14 protein-coding genes and 1 pseudogene are annotated in these 17,156 nt (G+C 61.1%); 1 reads left to right on the top strand and 14 read right to left on the bottom strand.

Annotated elements, in window-relative coordinates:
- Positions 1-73: 73 nt before the first annotated feature.
- The 14 genes and pseudogenes from kdsB to ansB all read right to left on the bottom strand — a co-directional run bounded on the left by kdsB (position 74) and on the right by ansB (position 15,161).
- The gene (gene kdsB / locus QY76_RS09465; RefSeq protein WP_034162459.1) at positions 74-835 is read right to left on the bottom strand and encodes a 3-deoxy-manno-octulosonate cytidylyltransferase; all 762 of its coding nucleotides are present in this window, start codon (positions 833-835) and stop codon (positions 74-76) included.
- Positions 835-1,011 carry a Trm112 family protein gene (locus tag QY76_RS17915; protein WP_071844152.1) on the bottom strand — a complete coding sequence of 59 codons (177 nt, stop codon included), beginning with the start codon at positions 1,009-1,011 and terminating at the stop codon, positions 835-837. Before QY76_RS17915 ends, kdsB begins: the two co-directional genes overlap by 1 nt.
- Before the next feature lie 294 nt (positions 1,012-1,305).
- Positions 1,306-1,515 carry a cold-shock protein gene (locus QY76_RS09460; protein WP_034162460.1) on the bottom strand — a complete coding sequence of 70 codons (210 nt, stop codon included), beginning with the start codon at positions 1,513-1,515 and terminating at the stop codon, positions 1,306-1,308.
- A gap of 218 nt (positions 1,516-1,733) precedes the next feature.
- Positions 1,734-1,943, bottom strand: a complete 210-nt coding sequence (locus tag QY76_RS09455; RefSeq protein WP_005296986.1) for a cold-shock protein — start codon at positions 1,941-1,943, stop codon at positions 1,734-1,736.
- A 306-nt stretch (positions 1,944-2,249) separates the two neighbouring features.
- Positions 2,250-3,245: a tetraacyldisaccharide 4'-kinase gene (gene lpxK / locus QY76_RS09450; RefSeq protein ID WP_034162461.1), complete on the bottom strand. Its 996-nt coding sequence runs from the start codon at positions 3,243-3,245 to the stop codon at positions 2,250-2,252.
- A complete protein-coding gene (gene msbA, locus QY76_RS09445) occupies positions 3,242-4,996 on the bottom strand; it encodes a lipid A ABC transporter ATP-binding protein/permease MsbA (RefSeq protein WP_034162462.1) in 1,755 nt (584 codons plus the stop codon). Before msbA ends, lpxK begins: the two co-directional genes overlap by 4 nt.
- Positions 4,997-5,032: 36 nt before the next feature.
- The gene (locus QY76_RS09440) at positions 5,033-7,297 is read right to left on the bottom strand and encodes a DNA internalization-related competence protein ComEC/Rec2 (RefSeq protein ID WP_034162463.1); all 2,265 of its coding nucleotides are present in this window, start codon (positions 7,295-7,297) and stop codon (positions 5,033-5,035) included.
- Between the two features lie 226 nt (positions 7,298-7,523).
- On the bottom strand, positions 7,524-7,808 hold the full coding sequence (ihfB, locus tag QY76_RS09435) for an integration host factor subunit beta (RefSeq protein WP_012849006.1): 285 nt from the start codon (positions 7,806-7,808) through the stop codon (positions 7,524-7,526).
- An 87-nt stretch (positions 7,809-7,895) separates the two neighbouring features.
- Positions 7,896-9,569 (bottom strand): 30S ribosomal protein S1, encoded by a 1,674-nt coding sequence (rpsA, locus tag QY76_RS09430; RefSeq protein WP_012849007.1) that lies wholly within the window; start codon positions 9,567-9,569, stop codon positions 7,896-7,898.
- A 227-nt stretch (positions 9,570-9,796) separates the two neighbouring features.
- Complete coding sequence (gene cmk / locus QY76_RS09425) at positions 9,797-10,474, bottom strand: (d)CMP kinase (RefSeq protein ID WP_034162464.1); 678 nt, start codon at positions 10,472-10,474, stop codon at positions 9,797-9,799.
- A 304-nt stretch (positions 10,475-10,778) separates the two neighbouring features.
- On the bottom strand, positions 10,779-12,065 hold the full coding sequence (gene aroA, locus QY76_RS09420) for a 3-phosphoshikimate 1-carboxyvinyltransferase (protein WP_045424504.1): 1,287 nt from the start codon (positions 12,063-12,065) through the stop codon (positions 10,779-10,781).
- A 151-nt stretch (positions 12,066-12,216) separates the two neighbouring features.
- A pseudogene (locus tag QY76_RS17910) lies at positions 12,217-12,660 on the bottom strand (transposase); the annotation flags it as partial.
- Positions 12,661-12,763: 103 nt separating this feature from the next.
- Positions 12,764-13,855 (bottom strand): 3-phosphoserine/phosphohydroxythreonine transaminase, encoded by a 1,092-nt coding sequence (gene serC, locus QY76_RS09415; protein WP_045424501.1) that lies wholly within the window; start codon positions 13,853-13,855, stop codon positions 12,764-12,766.
- 259 nt (positions 13,856-14,114) lie between these two features.
- Positions 14,115-15,161, bottom strand: a complete 1,047-nt coding sequence (gene ansB, locus QY76_RS09410) for an L-asparaginase 2 (protein ID WP_012849011.1) — start codon at positions 15,159-15,161, stop codon at positions 14,115-14,117.
- A gap of 143 nt (positions 15,162-15,304) precedes the next feature.
- Here ansB and ycaO point away from each other — a divergent pair, with 143 nt between their 5' ends.
- Positions 15,305-17,065 (top strand): 30S ribosomal protein S12 methylthiotransferase accessory factor YcaO, encoded by a 1,761-nt coding sequence (gene ycaO, locus QY76_RS09405; protein ID WP_045424498.1) that lies wholly within the window; start codon positions 15,305-15,307, stop codon positions 17,063-17,065.
- Positions 17,066-17,156 lie beyond the last annotated feature (91 nt).

Below are 17,156 nucleotides of genomic sequence, written 5' to 3'. Positions count from 1 at the left end.
CTCTACACGCGCTGAGATCAAAAAAGCGTGCAATCGCACGCTTTCAGGTTAACTCGCGTCACCGCAGGCACAGTCAGTGCTGCCCCTGCGACGCCAGGATCGCCCGAACGCAGGCCAGATCCTCAGGGGTATCCACCCCGGTGCCCGGCGCCTGCAGCGCGACGTCCACGTGGATCTTCTCGCCGTACCACAGCACCCGCAGCTGCTCCAGCATCTCAATCTGCTCAAGCTGGCTCGGTGCCCAGTTCACATAGCGGCGAATAAAGCCGGCGCGATAGGCATAAATGCCGATGTGGCGCAGAAACGTTTGCCCGATCTGACTCTGCGAGACGGCAAAGCGATCGCGATCCCAAGGAATGGCGGCGCGAGAGAAATAGAGCGCATAGCCCTGGCTGTCGCGCACCACCTTCACCGCGTTGGGGTTAAAGGCCTCGGCGGCATCGTGGATCGGTACCGCCAGCGTCGCCATACCGGCGTCACAGCGCGCCAGGTTCTCAGCCACCTGACGGATAATCTGCGGCGGGATCAGCGGCTCGTCGCCCTGTACGTTGACGATGATGTCGTCATCGGCAAAGCCACAGCGTTCAATCACCTCGGCCAGTCGCTCGGTCCCCGAATGGTGGTCGGTGCGTGTCATACACACCTCGCCCCCCGCCTGCAGCACGGCGCGCTGCACATCAGGGTGATCGGTCGCCACAATGACCCGCTCTGCGCCGGAGGCCAGGGCCTGGGCCATCACATGTACCACCATGGGCTTACCGGCGATGTCCGCCAGCGGCTTCCCCGGTAGACGGGTCGATGCATATCGGGATGGGATAATGGCAATAAAACTCATCAATTCTCTTCCAGCGGCAGGGTTCGGGCCTCGTTTTCCAGCATCACGGGGATGCCGTCGCGCAGCGGAAAGGCCAAACGGTCAATTTTACAGACGAGCTCCTGATGCTCCTGATTAAAAGAGAGCTTTCCGTTACATACCGGGCAGGCAACTATCTCGAGTAAACGGTGATCCATGCGTAAAGGGTCCTACTGATTTTGCTATCCAAAAGTAGCGCTAGCATACCCCCTTCGGGGGAATTAATCATCCGCTGGCACAGCTCGGGAGCGTAGAACGCAACCCGGCGAATATCCGCGTGCCACGGCGTAATTCACTATGCTGCAAATCAGGACGCTGCGCCATCGCAAAATCTGAAAACATGAAGCTGTTGACGAAAATCAGGTGAATCAATGCGCGAGGGAGCGAGGGGGAAAGGCTCTATCAGCAGCCAGCGTGGAGACGTGTAGGGAAAACGCTGGCTGCACGGTACATCAGTAGGCGATCACATCTTCCGCCATCTGGCTGCGGCGACCGCGCGGCGTCGAAAACTCGACCCGCTGCCCCTCGCGCAGCAGCTTATTGCGCGCGCTGGCAATACCGGTCCGGCTGACGTACAGATCGTCACCGCCATCCAGAGGAGAGATTACGCCCAGACCCGCACTCGGGTCATACCACTTCACGAAACCCATTTTTAATGTCATTTTACTTATCCTTCTTATCAGTACACCCGCGCGGACATACGCCCTCGGGGTGGTCATGCTCTGTCAAGTTATCGTTATCAACCTCTATGAGCCTTGGTGAATTACAGATACAAAAAGCCCGCCGTAATAGGCGGGCTTTCTCGAGAGACAATGCACGTCACTGGCGAACGCATCGCCGCGCTAACGATAAGTGCATTGTCACACGTTATGCGATGTAATTACAGCGCAACAACGTTGGCGGCAGCCGGCCCGCGCGGGCTGTCCTGAATGGTGTACTCTACACGCTGGCCTTCAGCCAACGTTTTGAAACCGTCACCGGTGATGGCGGAGAAATGTACGAATACATCTTTACCGCCGTCATGCTGCTCGATAAAGCCGAAGCCTTTGCTTTCGTTGAACCACTTTACCTGACCAGTCTTCTTAGACATTTGAATTACCTTAAATTTTAACTGAAATTGCCCCATCGGGGGGTTAGGCCGAATGCAGAAACTAACTTATGGGTGGCACTAAGAAGAGGGTTCTCGAACAAGCGGAATCACCAAGGATAACGTCTTAAAAGAGTAACAGCTTTATTCTCATGTCGTACATAAATCGGGTCTGTTTTACAGGCCACGACCATTTACGCATAAACGCCGCGATTGAGCAAGCCGTTTTTTGCCTAAAAATTTCCCTTTTAAAATATTTACCGCCTAAACGACCGGCGCGACGGCGCCCCTGCGGCGCCGCGGACGGCCCTAACCGCGCGGCCGCGCCGCCATCAGCGCGGCGATACGCGCCAGCAGACGCTCGCCGGCCTCCGCGGGCAGCGTGGCACTGACCGGCAGATACCACCAGTTGTCTTGGGTAAAGGCGCGGCATTTCACCGCATCTTTTTCAGTCATCAGCAGCGGCTGCGCCTGCGGCGTCAGCGCCGCCAGCGCCGACGCCTGATACGCCTGATGATCGGCAAAGGCATGGGTCGCCTGCAGCGGGATCCCCAGCTGTGTCAGGGTGTGAAAAAAGCGCGGCGGATGACCGATCCCGGCCATGGCAACGGCCGGCGTCACAAACTGCGCCGCCGCACGCCGCTCCCCGCTGCGCAGGTTGACCAGCGTATGGCCGGCCAGCGACATCGGGATCTCGCCGGATCGGGGCGTACCGCCGTTGACGATCACCGCATCGACGCTGCGCAGACGGGCGGCCCGCTCGCGCATCGGCCCGGCCGGTAGCCACCAGCCGTTGCCGAAGCGGCGCTCCCCGTCGACCACCACCAGTTCCATATCGCGCGCCAGCGCATAGTGCTGCAGGCCATCGTCGGTGATCACCACGTCCAGCGGCCCCTGGGCCAGCAGCGCCTGCACCGCTGCGCTGCGCTGCGGCGCCACCGCCACTCGGGCGCCGGTGCGCTGGGCTATCAGCAGCGGCTCATCGCCGCACTCTGCGCTACGGGTATCCGGCCCCAGCACCAGCGGATAGTGCGCGGCCCGGCCTCCGTAGCCGCGCGATACCACCCCGACCCGGTAGCCACGCTGCTGCAGCTGCTCGACCAGCCAGATAACCAGCGGCGTCTTACCGTTGCCACCGGCGGTCAGGTTCCCCACCACCACCAGCGGCAGCGGCGCCCGCCAGACCCGGAGCCAACCGCAGCGGTAGGCCTGGCGACGCAGCAGCGCTACCAGACCATACAGCCAGGAGAGCGGCAACAGCAGCAGATACAGCGGCGAACGCCCAGACCAGATCCGCGCGATCATTGGCCGAACTGCATCCGGTAGAGCTGAGCATAAACGCCGTCGTTGTCCAGCAGCGTACGGTGGTTGCCACGTTCGACAATACAGCCGTCCTCCACCACCAGGATCTCGTCGGCGCTCTCAATGGTCGAGAGGCGATGGGCGATCACCAGCGAGGTACGGTTTTTCTGCAGCTCATCCAGCGCCGCCTGAATCGCGCGCTCGGACTCGGTATCCAGCGCCGAGGTCGCCTCGTCAAGGATCAAGATCGGGCAATCGCGCAGCAACGCGCGGGCAATCGCGATGCGCTGGCGCTGACCGCCGGAGAGCATCACGCCGTTCTCCCCGATGATGGTGTCCAGCCCCTGCGGCATTTTATCGATAAAGTCCATCGCATAGGCCAAGCGCGCCGCATGCTCGATCTCCGCGCGGGTGTAGGTATTATCACGCGCATAGGCGATGTTGTTGGCGATGGTATCGTTAAACAGGTGCACGCTCTGAGAGACCAGCGCCACCTGATCGCGCAGCGAACTCAGGGTATATTCACGCAGATCGCGTCCATCGATCAGGATCGTCCCCTGCTGAATGTCATAGAAGCGCGTCAGCAGATGCGCGATGGTCGACTTCCCGGAACCGGAGCGGCCCACCAGCGCCACCGTCTTGCTGGCCGGGATGGTCAGGCTGATATCACGCAGCGCCGGTACTTCTTTCCCCTGATAGGTAAAGGTCACCTGCTTGAAATGGATATCCCCTTTGGCGTGATCGGCCGTCAGCACGCGCTTGCCTTCGTCTTTCTCCTGCTCCAGATCCAGAATGGCGAACAGAGTCTGACAGGCCGCCATACCGCGCTGGAACTGCGAGTTGACGTTGGTCAGCGACTTCAGCGGGCGCATCAGGGCGATCATGGAAGAGAACACCACGGTAATAGTCCCGGCGGTCAGCGTATCCATCACGCTCGGGAAACTGGCGGCGTAGAGGACGAAGGCCAGCGAAAATGAGGCGATGAGCTGGATGATCGGGTCGGAGATCGACGACGCCGTCACCATCTTCATGCTCTGTTGACGCATGTGGTTGCTCACCTTGTTGAAACGCTCGCTCTCTACCTTCTGTCCGCCGAAGATCAGCACCTCTTTGTGCCCTTTCAGCATCTGCTCCGCGCTGGCGGTCACCTGCCCCATGGAGCTCTGCATATTCTTACTGATGTTGCGAAAGCGCTTGGAGACATAGCGGATAGCGAACGACACGATCGGCGCCAAAACGATCAGGATCACCGACAGCTGCCAGCTGTAGTAAAACATCAGGCAGAACAGCGCGATAATCGAAGCCCCTTCGCGCACCACGGTGATCAGCGCACCGGAAGAGGAGGAGGCCACCTGCTCGGAGTCATAGGTGATACGCGACAGCAGCGTACCGGTCGACTGTTGGTCGAAGAACGAGACCGGCATACCCATCATGTGGGAAAACAGGCCGCGGCGCATATTCATCACCACCTTGCCGGATACCCAGGACACGCAGTACGAGGAGACAAAGCCGGAGAGTCCACGCAGCACCATCAGCCCGATAACGGCAAAAGGCATCCACTTAAGGATATCGGACCCCGCCTTGCCAAACCCGTCGTCCAACAGCGGCTTAAGCAACGACAGCATGTAGGCATCGCTGGCCGCGTTGATCACCAACGCCACCGACGCCACGATGAGCCCCGCTTTAAAGGGAGCGATCATCGGCCACAGCCGACGGAACGTCTGCCAGGTCGAGAGATCTTTATCATTCAGCATTTAATGAACCAGTTAGGAATGAAACAGCGGATTATTTTACCCGTTATGACCGTCAACGCCAAACCAAGCATGATACCAATGCGGATCTATTTGCTGCCGCAGGGTGCTGACTCGCCAACCGGCGGCAGAAAAATCCACCCGAATCATCCCATCGTGAGCGGTATCCCGCCAGGCAATCCCCCGCTGACCGTAGCGCTGGCGCACCGACGGCGCAGGAAAGCGCCAGGGGGAGTAACGGGCGGCCGACGCCAGCGCCAGGGCGGGCTGCACCGCCTGCAGCAGCCCCTCGCCGGAGGAGCTGCGGCTGCCGTGATGGGGAACCTGCATCACCTCGGCACGCAGGTGCGTCCCCGCCGCCAACAGCGCCCGCTCGCTGTCGGCCTCAATGTCTCCCGTCAGCAGCAGCGCGCCTCCCGGCCCGCTGATACGCACGACGCACGAGTCATTGTTACGCGGGCGGGCCACCGCCCGCGGCGGCCAGAGGAAGTCGATCCGTAGCCCCTGCCAATAGGTATGCAGACCGCGCCGGCACGGAAGATCGTTCGGTGCCGGCGAGGCGACCCAGGCCAGGGGATAGGCCTGAACCAGCGTCCGCCGACCTCCCGCATGATCGCTGTCGGCATGGCTGATGATGAGCCCGCTCAGCCTGAGTCCCTGCCAGCGCAGGTAGGGCAGCAAGACCTGCTGCGCCGCGTCGCCGCCCGGCCAGCGCCCCCCACTGTCATACAGCAGCGCCTGCCCGTTACGGCTGATCGCGATGGCCTGCCCGTGACCGACGTCCATCATATCGACCCGCCACCCCTCGCCGCCGCTGCGCCCACGCAGCGCCCCTCCGCCGGCCAGCAGCCCGCACAGCAAGAACAGCCACAGATCGCGCCCCCCTTGGCGAATCGACCACAGCAGGCCCAGCGCCAGCGCTAGCGCGCTATACATCAGGGCGAGCCCGCTCGGCATCAGCCAGCCATCGGGCAAGCGACGCAGCAGCGCCAGCAGCGCCTCGAGTAGCCACTGCGCCATGCCCCACGCCCCCTCTCCCGCCCACGGTAAACCGACCAGCATCAGCAGCAGCCCCGCCAGCGCCAGAGGCATGACGCCCAGCGAGACCAGCGGCACCGCCGCCAGATTGGCCAGCGGCGCGGTCCAGCTGATTCCGTGGAACAGCGCCAGCTGCAGCGGCGACAGCAGCAGCAGCAGCCCCAGCTGCAGGTGCAGTAACCTCAGCGGCGCACAGCAGGGCCCGCGCAGCCGAGCGCTCAGCGGCTGCCAGGCGGACCAGAACAGCAGCGACGCCACCGCGCTCACCGACAGCCAAAAGCCCGAGGACAGCAGCAGCAGAGGCTCGCTTAGCAGTCCCAGCGATAAGGTCAGCGTCAGCACATCGCGCAGCGTAGACTGGCGTCCGCGCCAGCGCCACAGGGCATACAGCGTCACCATCAGCGCGGCGCGCAGCGTCGGCGGTGGCACGCCCGCCAGCCAGGCATAGCCCCAGGCGGCCAGCACCGCCAGCGCCAAAGGCTGGCGCGGCGTCTGCCAGTGCAGCGGTAACATCAGCGCCAGCCCGCGCCAGAGCCCATGAGCCAGCGCGGCGGCCAGGGCAATATGCAGCCCGGAGATCGCTAGCAGGTGCAGCGTCCCGCTCTGGCGCAGCAGCGTGCGTGACTCTGCCGTTATCTCTCCCCGCTCGCCGAACAGCAGCGCCAGCAGCAGCGGTCGGGCTGAATGACCGGCGAGGCGCCGTACGGCGAGATCGATGATCCGCTGGCGCAGCGTGCGCCGGGAATCCAGCAGACGATAGCCGCGCGGCGTCGCGCTCAGCACCACGTCCTGAGACAGGTAATGACGCTGACGATCGAAGCCCGCCGGGTTCAGGCTGCCGTGCAGCGCTCGCGGCAGCGCATCCACCTGCCAGCGCTGCCCGGCCGCGAAGGGGTAGCGCTGGCTGTCCCAGTGCAGCAGCAGGCGAAACGGCGCCACCGCCCGCCCCTCCAGACGGGTTACCCGCAGAATAACCGGCTGACGCAGCGTGGCGCTCGCCAGCGACGCCGACACCACCTGCCCCTCCAGGGTCACCGCGCGATCGGCGTAGGCGAGCGGCCGCAGCGCCTGATGGCCCCGTTCACTGCCCCACAGCAGTCCCAGGCACAGCAGCCCAATCCGCAGGCTCACTCCGCCGCGCCGCAGCAGGCACAGCAGCGCCACGCCCAGCAGCAGCGCCGATGCGCGCCCCGACGGCAGCGTCGGCAGCCACAGCAGCGGCAGCATACCGCACGCCAGATAAGATAACGCCGTCGGCAGCCCCATCCGTACTCCACCGCAGGTTAAAACGGGAAGTGTGCACGCAAAGGCGCCCTGGGTAATCCGGCAAGGCACACGCCTGCGCAGCGGCGCGCAGAAAGCGTTATCGCCAATGCAAACCTACGCCGTTCACGGGCGAGAGAGAAGCGAAAGACGGGAGAGAGGACGAGCGCGCGGGACGACAAAGAAAAATGGCGCCGTTCGGCGCCATTTTAATCAATTCAATCCGCAATCAAGCGTAGATGTTTGCCCGATCGCGTAACTCTTTACCCGGTTTGAAGTGGGGAACGTATTTACCTTCCAGCTCCACTTTTTCGCCGGTTTTCGGGTTACGGCCGACGCGGGGAGCACGGTAGTGAAGTGAAAAACTGCCAAAACCACGGATCTCGATGCGTTCACCGTCGGCGAGCGTGGCTGCCATATGTTCCAGCATCTCTTTTACCGCATCCTCAACGGCCTTAGCAGGCAGATGGGGCTGCTGACTGGCAAGTCTTTCAATGAGTTCTGACTTGGTCATATATCCTCCAAGCTGTGTCTCCCATGACGGGAGAGCGCACGATGCAGCTTAACTACCGTTACAGGGCGGCTAACGCCGCCCTCATCATTATTCGCCTTTAGCAGCCTTGAATGCTTCAGCCATAGCGTTGTTGGAGAAGTTTGCATCGTCCTGGCTGTTTACGGCAGCCATAGCATCTTTCTCTTCCGCTTCGTCTTTAGCACGTACAGACAGGCTTACAACGCGGTTTTTGCGATCAACGCCGGTGAACTTGGCTTCGACTTCGTCGCCTACGTTCAGAACCAGAGTCGCATCTTCAACGCGGTCGCGAGAGGCTTCAGAGGCACGCAGATAGCCTTCTACGCCATCAGCTAATTCAACTGTAGCACCTTTCGCGTCAACAGCGGTGACTTTACCAGTAACAATTGCACCTTTCTTGTTCAGAGAGATGTAGTTGTTGAACGGATCTTCCGCCAGCTGTTTAACGCCCAGGGAGATACGCTCACGCTCTGCGTCAACCTGCAGAACGACGGCTGCGATTTCGTCGCCTTTCTTGTATTCGCGTACGGCTTCTTCGCCGGCAACGTTCCAAGAGATGTCAGACAGGTGCACCAGACCGTCGATGCCGCCTTCCAGGCCGATGAAGATACCGAAGTCAGTGATTGACTTGATCTTACCTTCAACGCGATCGCCCTTGTTGTGGGTTTCAGCGAACTGCTGCCACGGGTTGGCTTTGCACTGCTTCAGGCCCAGGGAGATACGGCGACGCTCTTCGTCGATATCCAGAACCATAACTTCCACAACGTCACCCACGTTAACCACTTTGGACGGGTGGATGTTCTTGTTGGTCCAATCCATTTCGGATACGTGAACCAGGCCTTCAACGCCTTCTTCGATCTCAACGAAGCAGCCGTAGTCGGTCAGGTTGGTCACGCGGCCGGTCAGTTTGGTCCCTTCCGGATAACGCTTGGCGATAGCGACCCACGGATCTTCGCCCAGCTGCTTCAGACCCAGGGATACACGGGTACGCTCGCGGTCGAACTTCAGCACCTTAACGGTGATTTCATCGCCAACGTTGACGATTTCGCTCGGATGCTTAACGCGTTTCCAAGCCATGTCAGTGATGTGCAGCAGGCCGTCAACGCCGCCCAGATCAACGAATGCACCGTAGTCAGTGAGGTTCTTAACGATACCTTTAACTTCCATGCCTTCCTGCAGGTTTTCCAGCAGCTGATCGCGTTCTGCGCTGTTTTCAGACTCGATGACAGCACGACGAGAAACTACAACGTTGTTGCGCTTCTGGTCCAGCTTGATAACTTTAAACTCAAGCTCTTTGCCTTCCAGGTGCAGAGTGTCACGCACCGGACGTACGTCTACCAGGGAGCCCGGCAGGAACGCGCGGATACCGTTCAGCTCTACGGTGAAGCCACCCTTCACTTTACCGTTGATAACACCGGTAACAGTTGCAGCGTCTTCGTAAGCTTTTTCCAGCATCAGCCAAGCTTCGTGACGCTTAGCTTTTTCGCGGGACAGCTGGGTTTCACCGAAGCCGTCTTCTACTGCATCCAGAGCCACATCAACTTCGTCGCCTACCGCGATTTCCAGTTCGCCCTGAGCGTTTTTGAACTGCTCGGCCGGAATGGCAGACTCAGACTTCAGACCGGCGTCAACCAGGACTACGTCTTTGTCGATAGCAACAACAACGCCACGAACGATGGAACCCGGACGGGTTTCGATTTCTTTCAGGGATTCTTCAAAGAGTTGAGCAAAAGATTCAGTCATGTTGATAATCTTCAGGATTCTTTAATTGAACGTCCATCCGGCATCCGGCCAGACGGGGTTGTTTAACATACCTCGGCTGCATTCCATCGCGGCGAGGGGTACTAATTATACAACGTTTTTCACGGCTAAACGAACTAATTTATCAATAACAACAATAGACAGCGCGTAAAAATCACAACGCACCGCCCCGTTGACTGCGGCTATGCCGCACCGCCGTGAATGCCCGCTTACGCCAGCGTCTGGCGCGCATGGGCCAAGGCCTGCGCAATAACCTGCTCGATAGACAGAGTCGTCGAGTCGAGCAGCAGCGCCCCCGCCGCCGGGACCAACGGTGCCACGGCCCGGTTGCGATCGCGGAAATCGCGCTCTTTAATTTCGGCTAAAAGACTCTCAAAGTTAACATCAAAGCCATTTCCCTGCAACTGCAACATACGGCGGTGGGCGCGCTCTTGCGCGCTGGCATCCAGAAAAATTTTCACCGGCGCATCGGGGAAGACCACCGTGCCCATATCGCGACCGTCGGCGATCAGCCCCGGCGTCTCGCGAAACGCGCGCTGACGACGCAGCAGCGCCTCGCGCACCCGGGGAAAGGCCGCCGCGCGCGACGCGGTGTTGCCGACGGTTTCCGTACGGATCGCCGTACTGACGTCCTCCCCCTCCAGGATCACCCGCAGATCGCCCTCGGCGGCGTCAAAGCGCACGTCCAGGTGCGCCGCCAGCGGAACCAACGCCTCTTCTGAATCGATATTCACCTGATGGTGCAGCGCCGCCAGCGCCAGCACGCGGTAAATCGCACCGGAGTCGAGTAAATGCCAGCCAAGGGCCTGTGCCAGCGCCTTGCACAGCGTTCCTTTACCTGCGCCGCTGGGCCCATCTACGGTAATGACCGGGACTATCGCCGTCATTCTTGTCTCCTCTCAATTGGAACCGCCGATCCCGCGGATCGGCGAAAACATGTTAGGGAATGGCGACGTCACCGGACCTGCACCATTCCCTAACACGCTCAGCGGCGGGCGTGAAATACGGCGGCATTATACGCTGCCACCGGGCGAACTGTTACCCTTGAGGAGACGGTTGCTGGAAAAACTGGCGCCGGCAGACGCAGACCGGGCGCCCCCAAACGATTGCCTACGCCGCCCCGCGGGCGATCGGATAGCAAAAAGCCGGCGTATGCCTACGCCGGCTTTTCAGATTAACCCCCAACGCGTCTTAGCGCGGGTGGCACAGCGCGGAAAACTGGCTAAAGTAATCGGGAAAGGTTTTCGCGGTGCAGCCGGGATCGCAGATGGTCACCGGCGTGTCCGACAGCGCCACCAGCGAAAAGCACATGGCCATGCGGTGATCGTTGTAGGTGGCAATCTGCGCCGCCCGCAGCTGCGCCGGCGGCTCGATGCGCAGGTAGTCCGCCCCCTCCTCGACCACGGCGCCCACCTTCTGCAGCTCACAGGCCATCGCCGCCAGGCGATCGGTCTCCTTAACGCGCCAGTTATAAATATTGCGTAGAGTCGTCGGCCCTTTGGCAAACAGCGCGGTGGTGGCGATGGTCATCGCCGCATCGGGGATCGCGTTCATATCCATATCGATGCCGTACAGGCTATCCCGGGTGCAGGCGATATAGTCATCGCCCCACTCAATATGGGCCCCCATTTTCTCCAGCGCATCGGCAAAGTGAATATCTCCCTGCATGCTGTTACGGCCAATCCCGGTCACCCGGACGGTGCCGCCGGCGATCGCTGCGCCGGCCAGGAAATATGACGCAGAGGAGGCGTCCCCTTCGACCAGGTAGTCACCCGCGGCCTGATAGACCTGGCCCCCGCGCACGACGAAATGACGATAGTCGTGATGCTCCACCTCCACGCCGAACGCCCGCATCATCGCCAGCGTAATAGCGATATAGGGCTGGGAAACCAGCTCCCCCAGAATGGTGATACGGGTTTCTTCTGCCGCCATCGGCGCCGCCATCAGCAGCGCGGTCAGAAACTGGCTGGAGACCGAGCCGTCGACGCTGATGTCACCGCCGTTAAAGCCGCCGCGCAGACGCACGGGTGGATAGCCCTCGCTCTCCAGATAGTCAACGTGCGCGCCGCCCAGCCGCAGGGCCGTCACCAGATGCGCGATCGGACGCTCCTTCATGCGCGGCTCCCCGGTCAGGATCACATCGCGCTGCCCCAGGCTGAGCGCCGCCGCCAGCGGGCGCATCGCCGTGCCGGCATTGCCCAGAAACAGCGTCAGCGCGCCGTGGGCGCTCAGCGTCCCCCCGAGTCCCTGCACCTCGCAGCGGGTGCGGCAGTCCGACAGCTGATAGCGCACGCCCAGCGCCTTAAGGGCATCGAGCATGTAGCGCACATCGTCGCTGTCGAGCAGGTTATGCAGCCGCGTTACGCCGCGGGCCTGTGCCGCCAGGAGCAGGGCGCGGTTGGAAACGCTTTTCGAGCCGGGCAGATTAATCTCGCCGCTAAAGCGGCGCACGGGGTGTAACGTCAGGGCGGACGACATGCTAAATCACTCCTGCTGGGCAAACGGCGCCGCCATCATGGCCGCGCTTCCTATTGAGGGTATTTTTGTACCGTTTTTATTGAGCGCTGTCACTATGCGGCGCCCCATCGGCGCCGGCTCGACGGCGATGCCAATAAAAAATCTACGCTCACCCCCATTTTTGCAACACTGATTTTGGATTCATGGTGGGTTTCACCTTGTCTCTGATGAGTGATTCCCTGACCCGATGCAGCGCTCGCATTGCCCGCTGAATCGCTGTTCTCGGCTGGATGATACGCATTGATGGTCGCGATGCGGCCTCACATATTGCTTCAGCGTCGACAAAGTCATTTTTATTACTTTTGACAAACGGACGCACGAATTGTGGAGAGAGCAGTTTTGCTTTATGGCCGATATCGCTGATACGCCGTGCCATAACATGGGCGCCGGCACAGGCCGCCATAGCAACAGCGGAGGATGGACATGTCGCCAGAAACTGCATTAGCGTCAGGCGCGTGAATCTCTTACGCAAAAGCGCCTTGCCAGACTTATCTTGGCAATGGATGTAAAAGGGCGGTTCGCCGAGATCGCTATCAATAAGCGCAACGTTTTGCACGCTGGCGCCCTAAAGTAAAACACCCTATCAACGTACCGCTCACAGGATGAGGAGGCCATCTCATTAGCCCCGCGGATACGGGGCTTACGCCGCACGCAGAAAATCAGCCGTGGCGACGGGCGAAGTCTGCCATAAACGCCACCAGCGCCTGCACCCCGGCCAGCGGCATGGCGTTATAGATAGAGGCCCGCATGCCGCCGGCGACCTTATGCCCCTTCAGCGCATGCAGCCCGGCCTTTTGCGCCTCATCCCAGAACAGCGGATCCAGCGCGCTGTCCACCATCTGGAACGGCACGTTCATCCGCGAACGGTTGGCGGGCGCCACATCGTTGCGGTAAAACTCGCAGCCGTCGATCGCCTGATACAGCAGATCGGCCTTGGCCTGGTTGCGGCGCGCCATCTCGCCTAGCCCGCCCTGCTCTTTAAGCCACTTGAAGACCATCCCCGACAGATACCAGGCGAAGGTCGGCGGCGTGTTGAACATGGAGTCGTTTTCCACCAGCACCTGATAATCGAGGATCGACGGGATCTCCCGACGCGCGCGCCCCAGCAGGTCCTCCCGCACGATCACCAGCGTGATCCCCGCAGGCCCGACGTTCTTCTGGGCGCCGGCGTAGATAAGCCCGTAGCGACTCACGTCGATAGGACGCGAGAGAATGGTCGAAGACATATCGGCCACCACCACCCGATCGCCGAAGTCCGGCTCCTCATCGATCGTGACACCGTCGATCGTTTCATTCGGGCAATAGTGCAGATAGGCGCTATCGCCCAGCAGATCCCACTGCGCCATCGGCTTCATCGCCAGCTTACCGTCCACGCGGTAGGCGATATCGATCGCATGGGGATCGCAGTACCGCTGCGCCTCTTTTGCCGCGCTCTGCGCCCAGTAGCCGCCGACGGCATAGTCGGCCCGGGCCGTCCGCTCAGCCCCCAGCAGGTTGAGCGGGACCGCGGCAAACTGACCGCGGGCGCCGCCGTGACAGAATAGGATGCGGTAATCCGCCGGCACCTTGAGTAAATCGCGCAGATCCTGCTCGGCCTCGGCGGCCACCTGCATAAACGCCTCACCCCGATGGCTGATCTCCATTACCGAGGTCCCCAGTCCGTGCCAGTTGCACAGCTCCTGCTCGGCCCGGCGCAGTACCTCTACCGGCAGCATCGCTGGCCCGGCGCAGAAATTATAAACCTGAGTCATGTCACTCACCGCTCTCGCTAAATTTCACCCGTAGGTGTTTGGTTGACAGGTCTTTGGTTGTATCACCGCAGGAGAGACGCCGCAACGGTTATCACCCGCCGAGCCCATGCCGCCGTCGGCCATGGCCCCAAGAGGACGCAGCGCCCCTGTCATAAGCGTAGCCAAAACGGAAGATCCGGCGCAGAAAGATGCAGGATGGCGCCCTAGGGCGCCATCGCGTGGTCGGCGGGAAACGGGGGGCGTATGCCCCCGTCCGCTATCAGTAGGTGTTGAAGATTTTCTGGATCTGCTGCGGATTTTTGGTCTCCGTCAGCGCCAGCTGCAGCAGGATGCGGGCCTTCTGCGGATTCAGCGTACCGGAAGCGATAAAGCCGTACTTGGCGTCGTCCACTTCGGCGTCCTGCGTGGTTGAGCCCGTCGGCACGCGGGAGGAGCGAACCACCGCTACGCCGTCGTGCGCGGCATTGGCCAGCGCGTCGAATACCGTCTTATACATATTGCCATTGCCGACGCCGGCGCTCACGATCCCCTGGTAGCCGTCTTTCACCAGCGCCTCAACCGGCAGCGCACTGGCATTGGCGTAGTTGTAGACGATGCCGACTTTCGGCAGCGAGGTCAGCTTGCTGACGTCAAACGGCGTCTGGGTCGTGTGCTTACGCGCCGGCGTACGCTGATAGTCGATCTTGCCGTTGTGGATATAACCCAGCGGGCCATAGTTGACGGACTTAAAGGTTTCCACCCCGGTGGTGTTGGTTTTGGTCACGTCGCGACCATCCAGCACCGTATCGTTCATCGCCACCAGCACGCCGCGGTTGGCAGAGGCCGGATCGGCGGCGGTAACGACCGCGTTATACAGGTTGAACGGGCCGTCGGCGCTCATCGCCGTGGACGGACGCATCGCGCCGACCAGCACCACCGGCTTGTCACACTTCACGGTCAGATCCAGGAAATAGGCCGTCTCTTCCATCGTGTCGGTGCCGTGGGTGATCACGAACCCGTCGGTCTTGCTGCACTCGGCGTTGATTTTCTTCGCCAGCTTCAGCCAGACCTGATCGTTCATGTCCTGGGAACCGATGTTCACCAGCTGCTCACCCTTGATGTTGGCGATGTTTTTCAGCTGCGGCACCGCGTCCACCAGCGCCTCTACACCCACCTTCCCGGCGGTGTAGTTGGACTTGGTGGCGGAGTCGCCGCCGCCGGCAATGGTACCGCCCGTCGCCAGTACGGTGATGCTCGGCAGCGCCAGCGCCGCGCCGCTAAAGCCGGAAACCAATAGTGCCAACAGGCTAACCTTGACTAACTTCATCCCAATTCTCCTTATGTTAACTGCATGAATTATCTATTTTATCCATACAAAAAATGTGACCTCAGACAGACATAGCGAATACGTGGAGGAATAGGCTAAAAAAACGTATCATGCGCTTTTGACCTCCGCATAAAGTGACACAAATGACACAGACCTTTATCCCCGGCAAAGATGCCGCGCTGGAAGATTCGATCGATCGTTTTCAGCAACAGCTGCAGGCGCTGGGTTTTAATATAGAAGAGGCCAGCTGGCTGAACCCGGTACCGCACGTCTGGTCGGTACATATTCGCGATCGCGACTGCCCGCAGTGCTTCACCAACGGCAAAGGCGCCAGCAAAAAGGCGGCGCTGGCCTCCGCGCTGGGCGAATACTTTGAACGCCTGTCCACCAACTACTTCTTTGCCGACTTCTATTTGGGCCGCGCTATCGCCAACGGCAACTTTGTGCACTATCCGGACGAAAAATGGTTCCCGCTGCCGGAGGATGACCGCCTGCCCTCTGGGCTACTGGACGATAGCCTGCGCGCCTTCTACGATCCCGACAGCGATCTGGCCGCCGGCGATCTGATCGATCTGCAGTCCGGCAACGCCGACCGCGGGATCTGCGCGCTGCCCTTTATCCGCCAGTCCGACTCGGCCACGGTCTATATTCCGGTCAATATCATCGGTAATCTGTATGTCTCCAACGGGATGGCCGCAGGCAATACTCCCAGCGAGGCCCGGGTGCAGGGGATGTCGGAAATCTTCGAGCGCTATGTCAAGAACCGCATCATCGCCGAAGCCATCAGCCTGCCTACGATCCCGCCGGAGACGCTGGCGCGCTATCCCCAGGTGGTCGAGGCCATCGCCTCCCTGGAGCGCGAAGGCTTCCCGATTCTGGCCTATGACGCCTCGCTGGGTGGACGCTATCCGGTGATCTGCGTCGTGCTGTTCAACCCGGCCAACGGCACCTGCTTCGCCTCTTTCGGCGCCCATCCAGACTTTGGCGTCGCGCTGGAGCGTACCGTCACCGAGCTGCTGCAGGGCCGCAGCCTGAAGGATCTGGACGTCTTCGCCGCGCCGACCTTCGATGATGAAGAGGTCGCCGACCACACCAACCTAGAGACCCACTTCATCGACTCCAGCGGCGCCCTCTCTTGGGATCTGTTCAAAGCGGATGCCGACTACCCGTTTGTCGACTGGAACTTCAGCGGCAGCAGCGAGCAGGAGTTCGCCACCCTGATGGCGCTGTTCACCCGCGATGGTCAAGAGGTCTATATCGCCGACTACCGGCATCTGGGCGTCGACGCCTGCCGCATCCTGGCACCGGGCATGTCCGACATCTATCCGGCGGAGGATCTGCTGCTGGCCAACAACAGCATGGGCGCTGGCCTGCGCAGCACCCTGCTGCAGCTGCCGGACAGCGAATGGGAAGAAGAGGAGTACCTGCAGCTGCTGACGCGCCTGGATGACGAGGGGATGGATGACTTTACCCGGGTGCGGGAGCTGCTGGGCATCGTCTGTGACAGCGGCAGCGCCTGGCATACTCTGCGCATCGGCGAATTGAAGGCGCTGCTGGCGCTGGCCGGCGGCGATCTAGAGCAGGCGCTGACCTGGACGGAGTGGACCCAAGAGTTCAACGCCTCCGTCTTCAGCGCCGAGCGCGCCGCATTTTACCGCTGCCTGCACACTCTGCTGCTGCTGGCGATGGAGGAGCAGCGCGATCCCGACCAATATATGGACGCCTTTGCGCGCATGTACGGCACAGATACCCTTGAGACGGCGCTGGCCAGCCTGAACGGCGATCTGCGCTTCCACGGGCTGACGGCGGTCGACGACGCGTTCAGCGCGCTGCCGGCCCACCGAGCCATGCTGGCGGCCTATGAAAAGCTACAGCAGGCCAAGCGCCATTTCTGGCAAGCCTGATATACAGCGGCCGGCGGCCACCGCGGTGGCCGCCGGTTTACAGCGCGCGCCGTGCGCCTTATGCTGTTCACCGCTCGGCAACGGGCGGTGG

The organism is Edwardsiella sp. EA181011, from assembly GCF_000800725.1.
Lineage (GTDB): Bacteria > Pseudomonadota > Gammaproteobacteria > Enterobacterales > Enterobacteriaceae > Edwardsiella > Edwardsiella anguillarum.
Note: the sequence above shows the minus strand (reverse complement) of the source record. Positions and strands in the feature narration are given on the sequence as shown.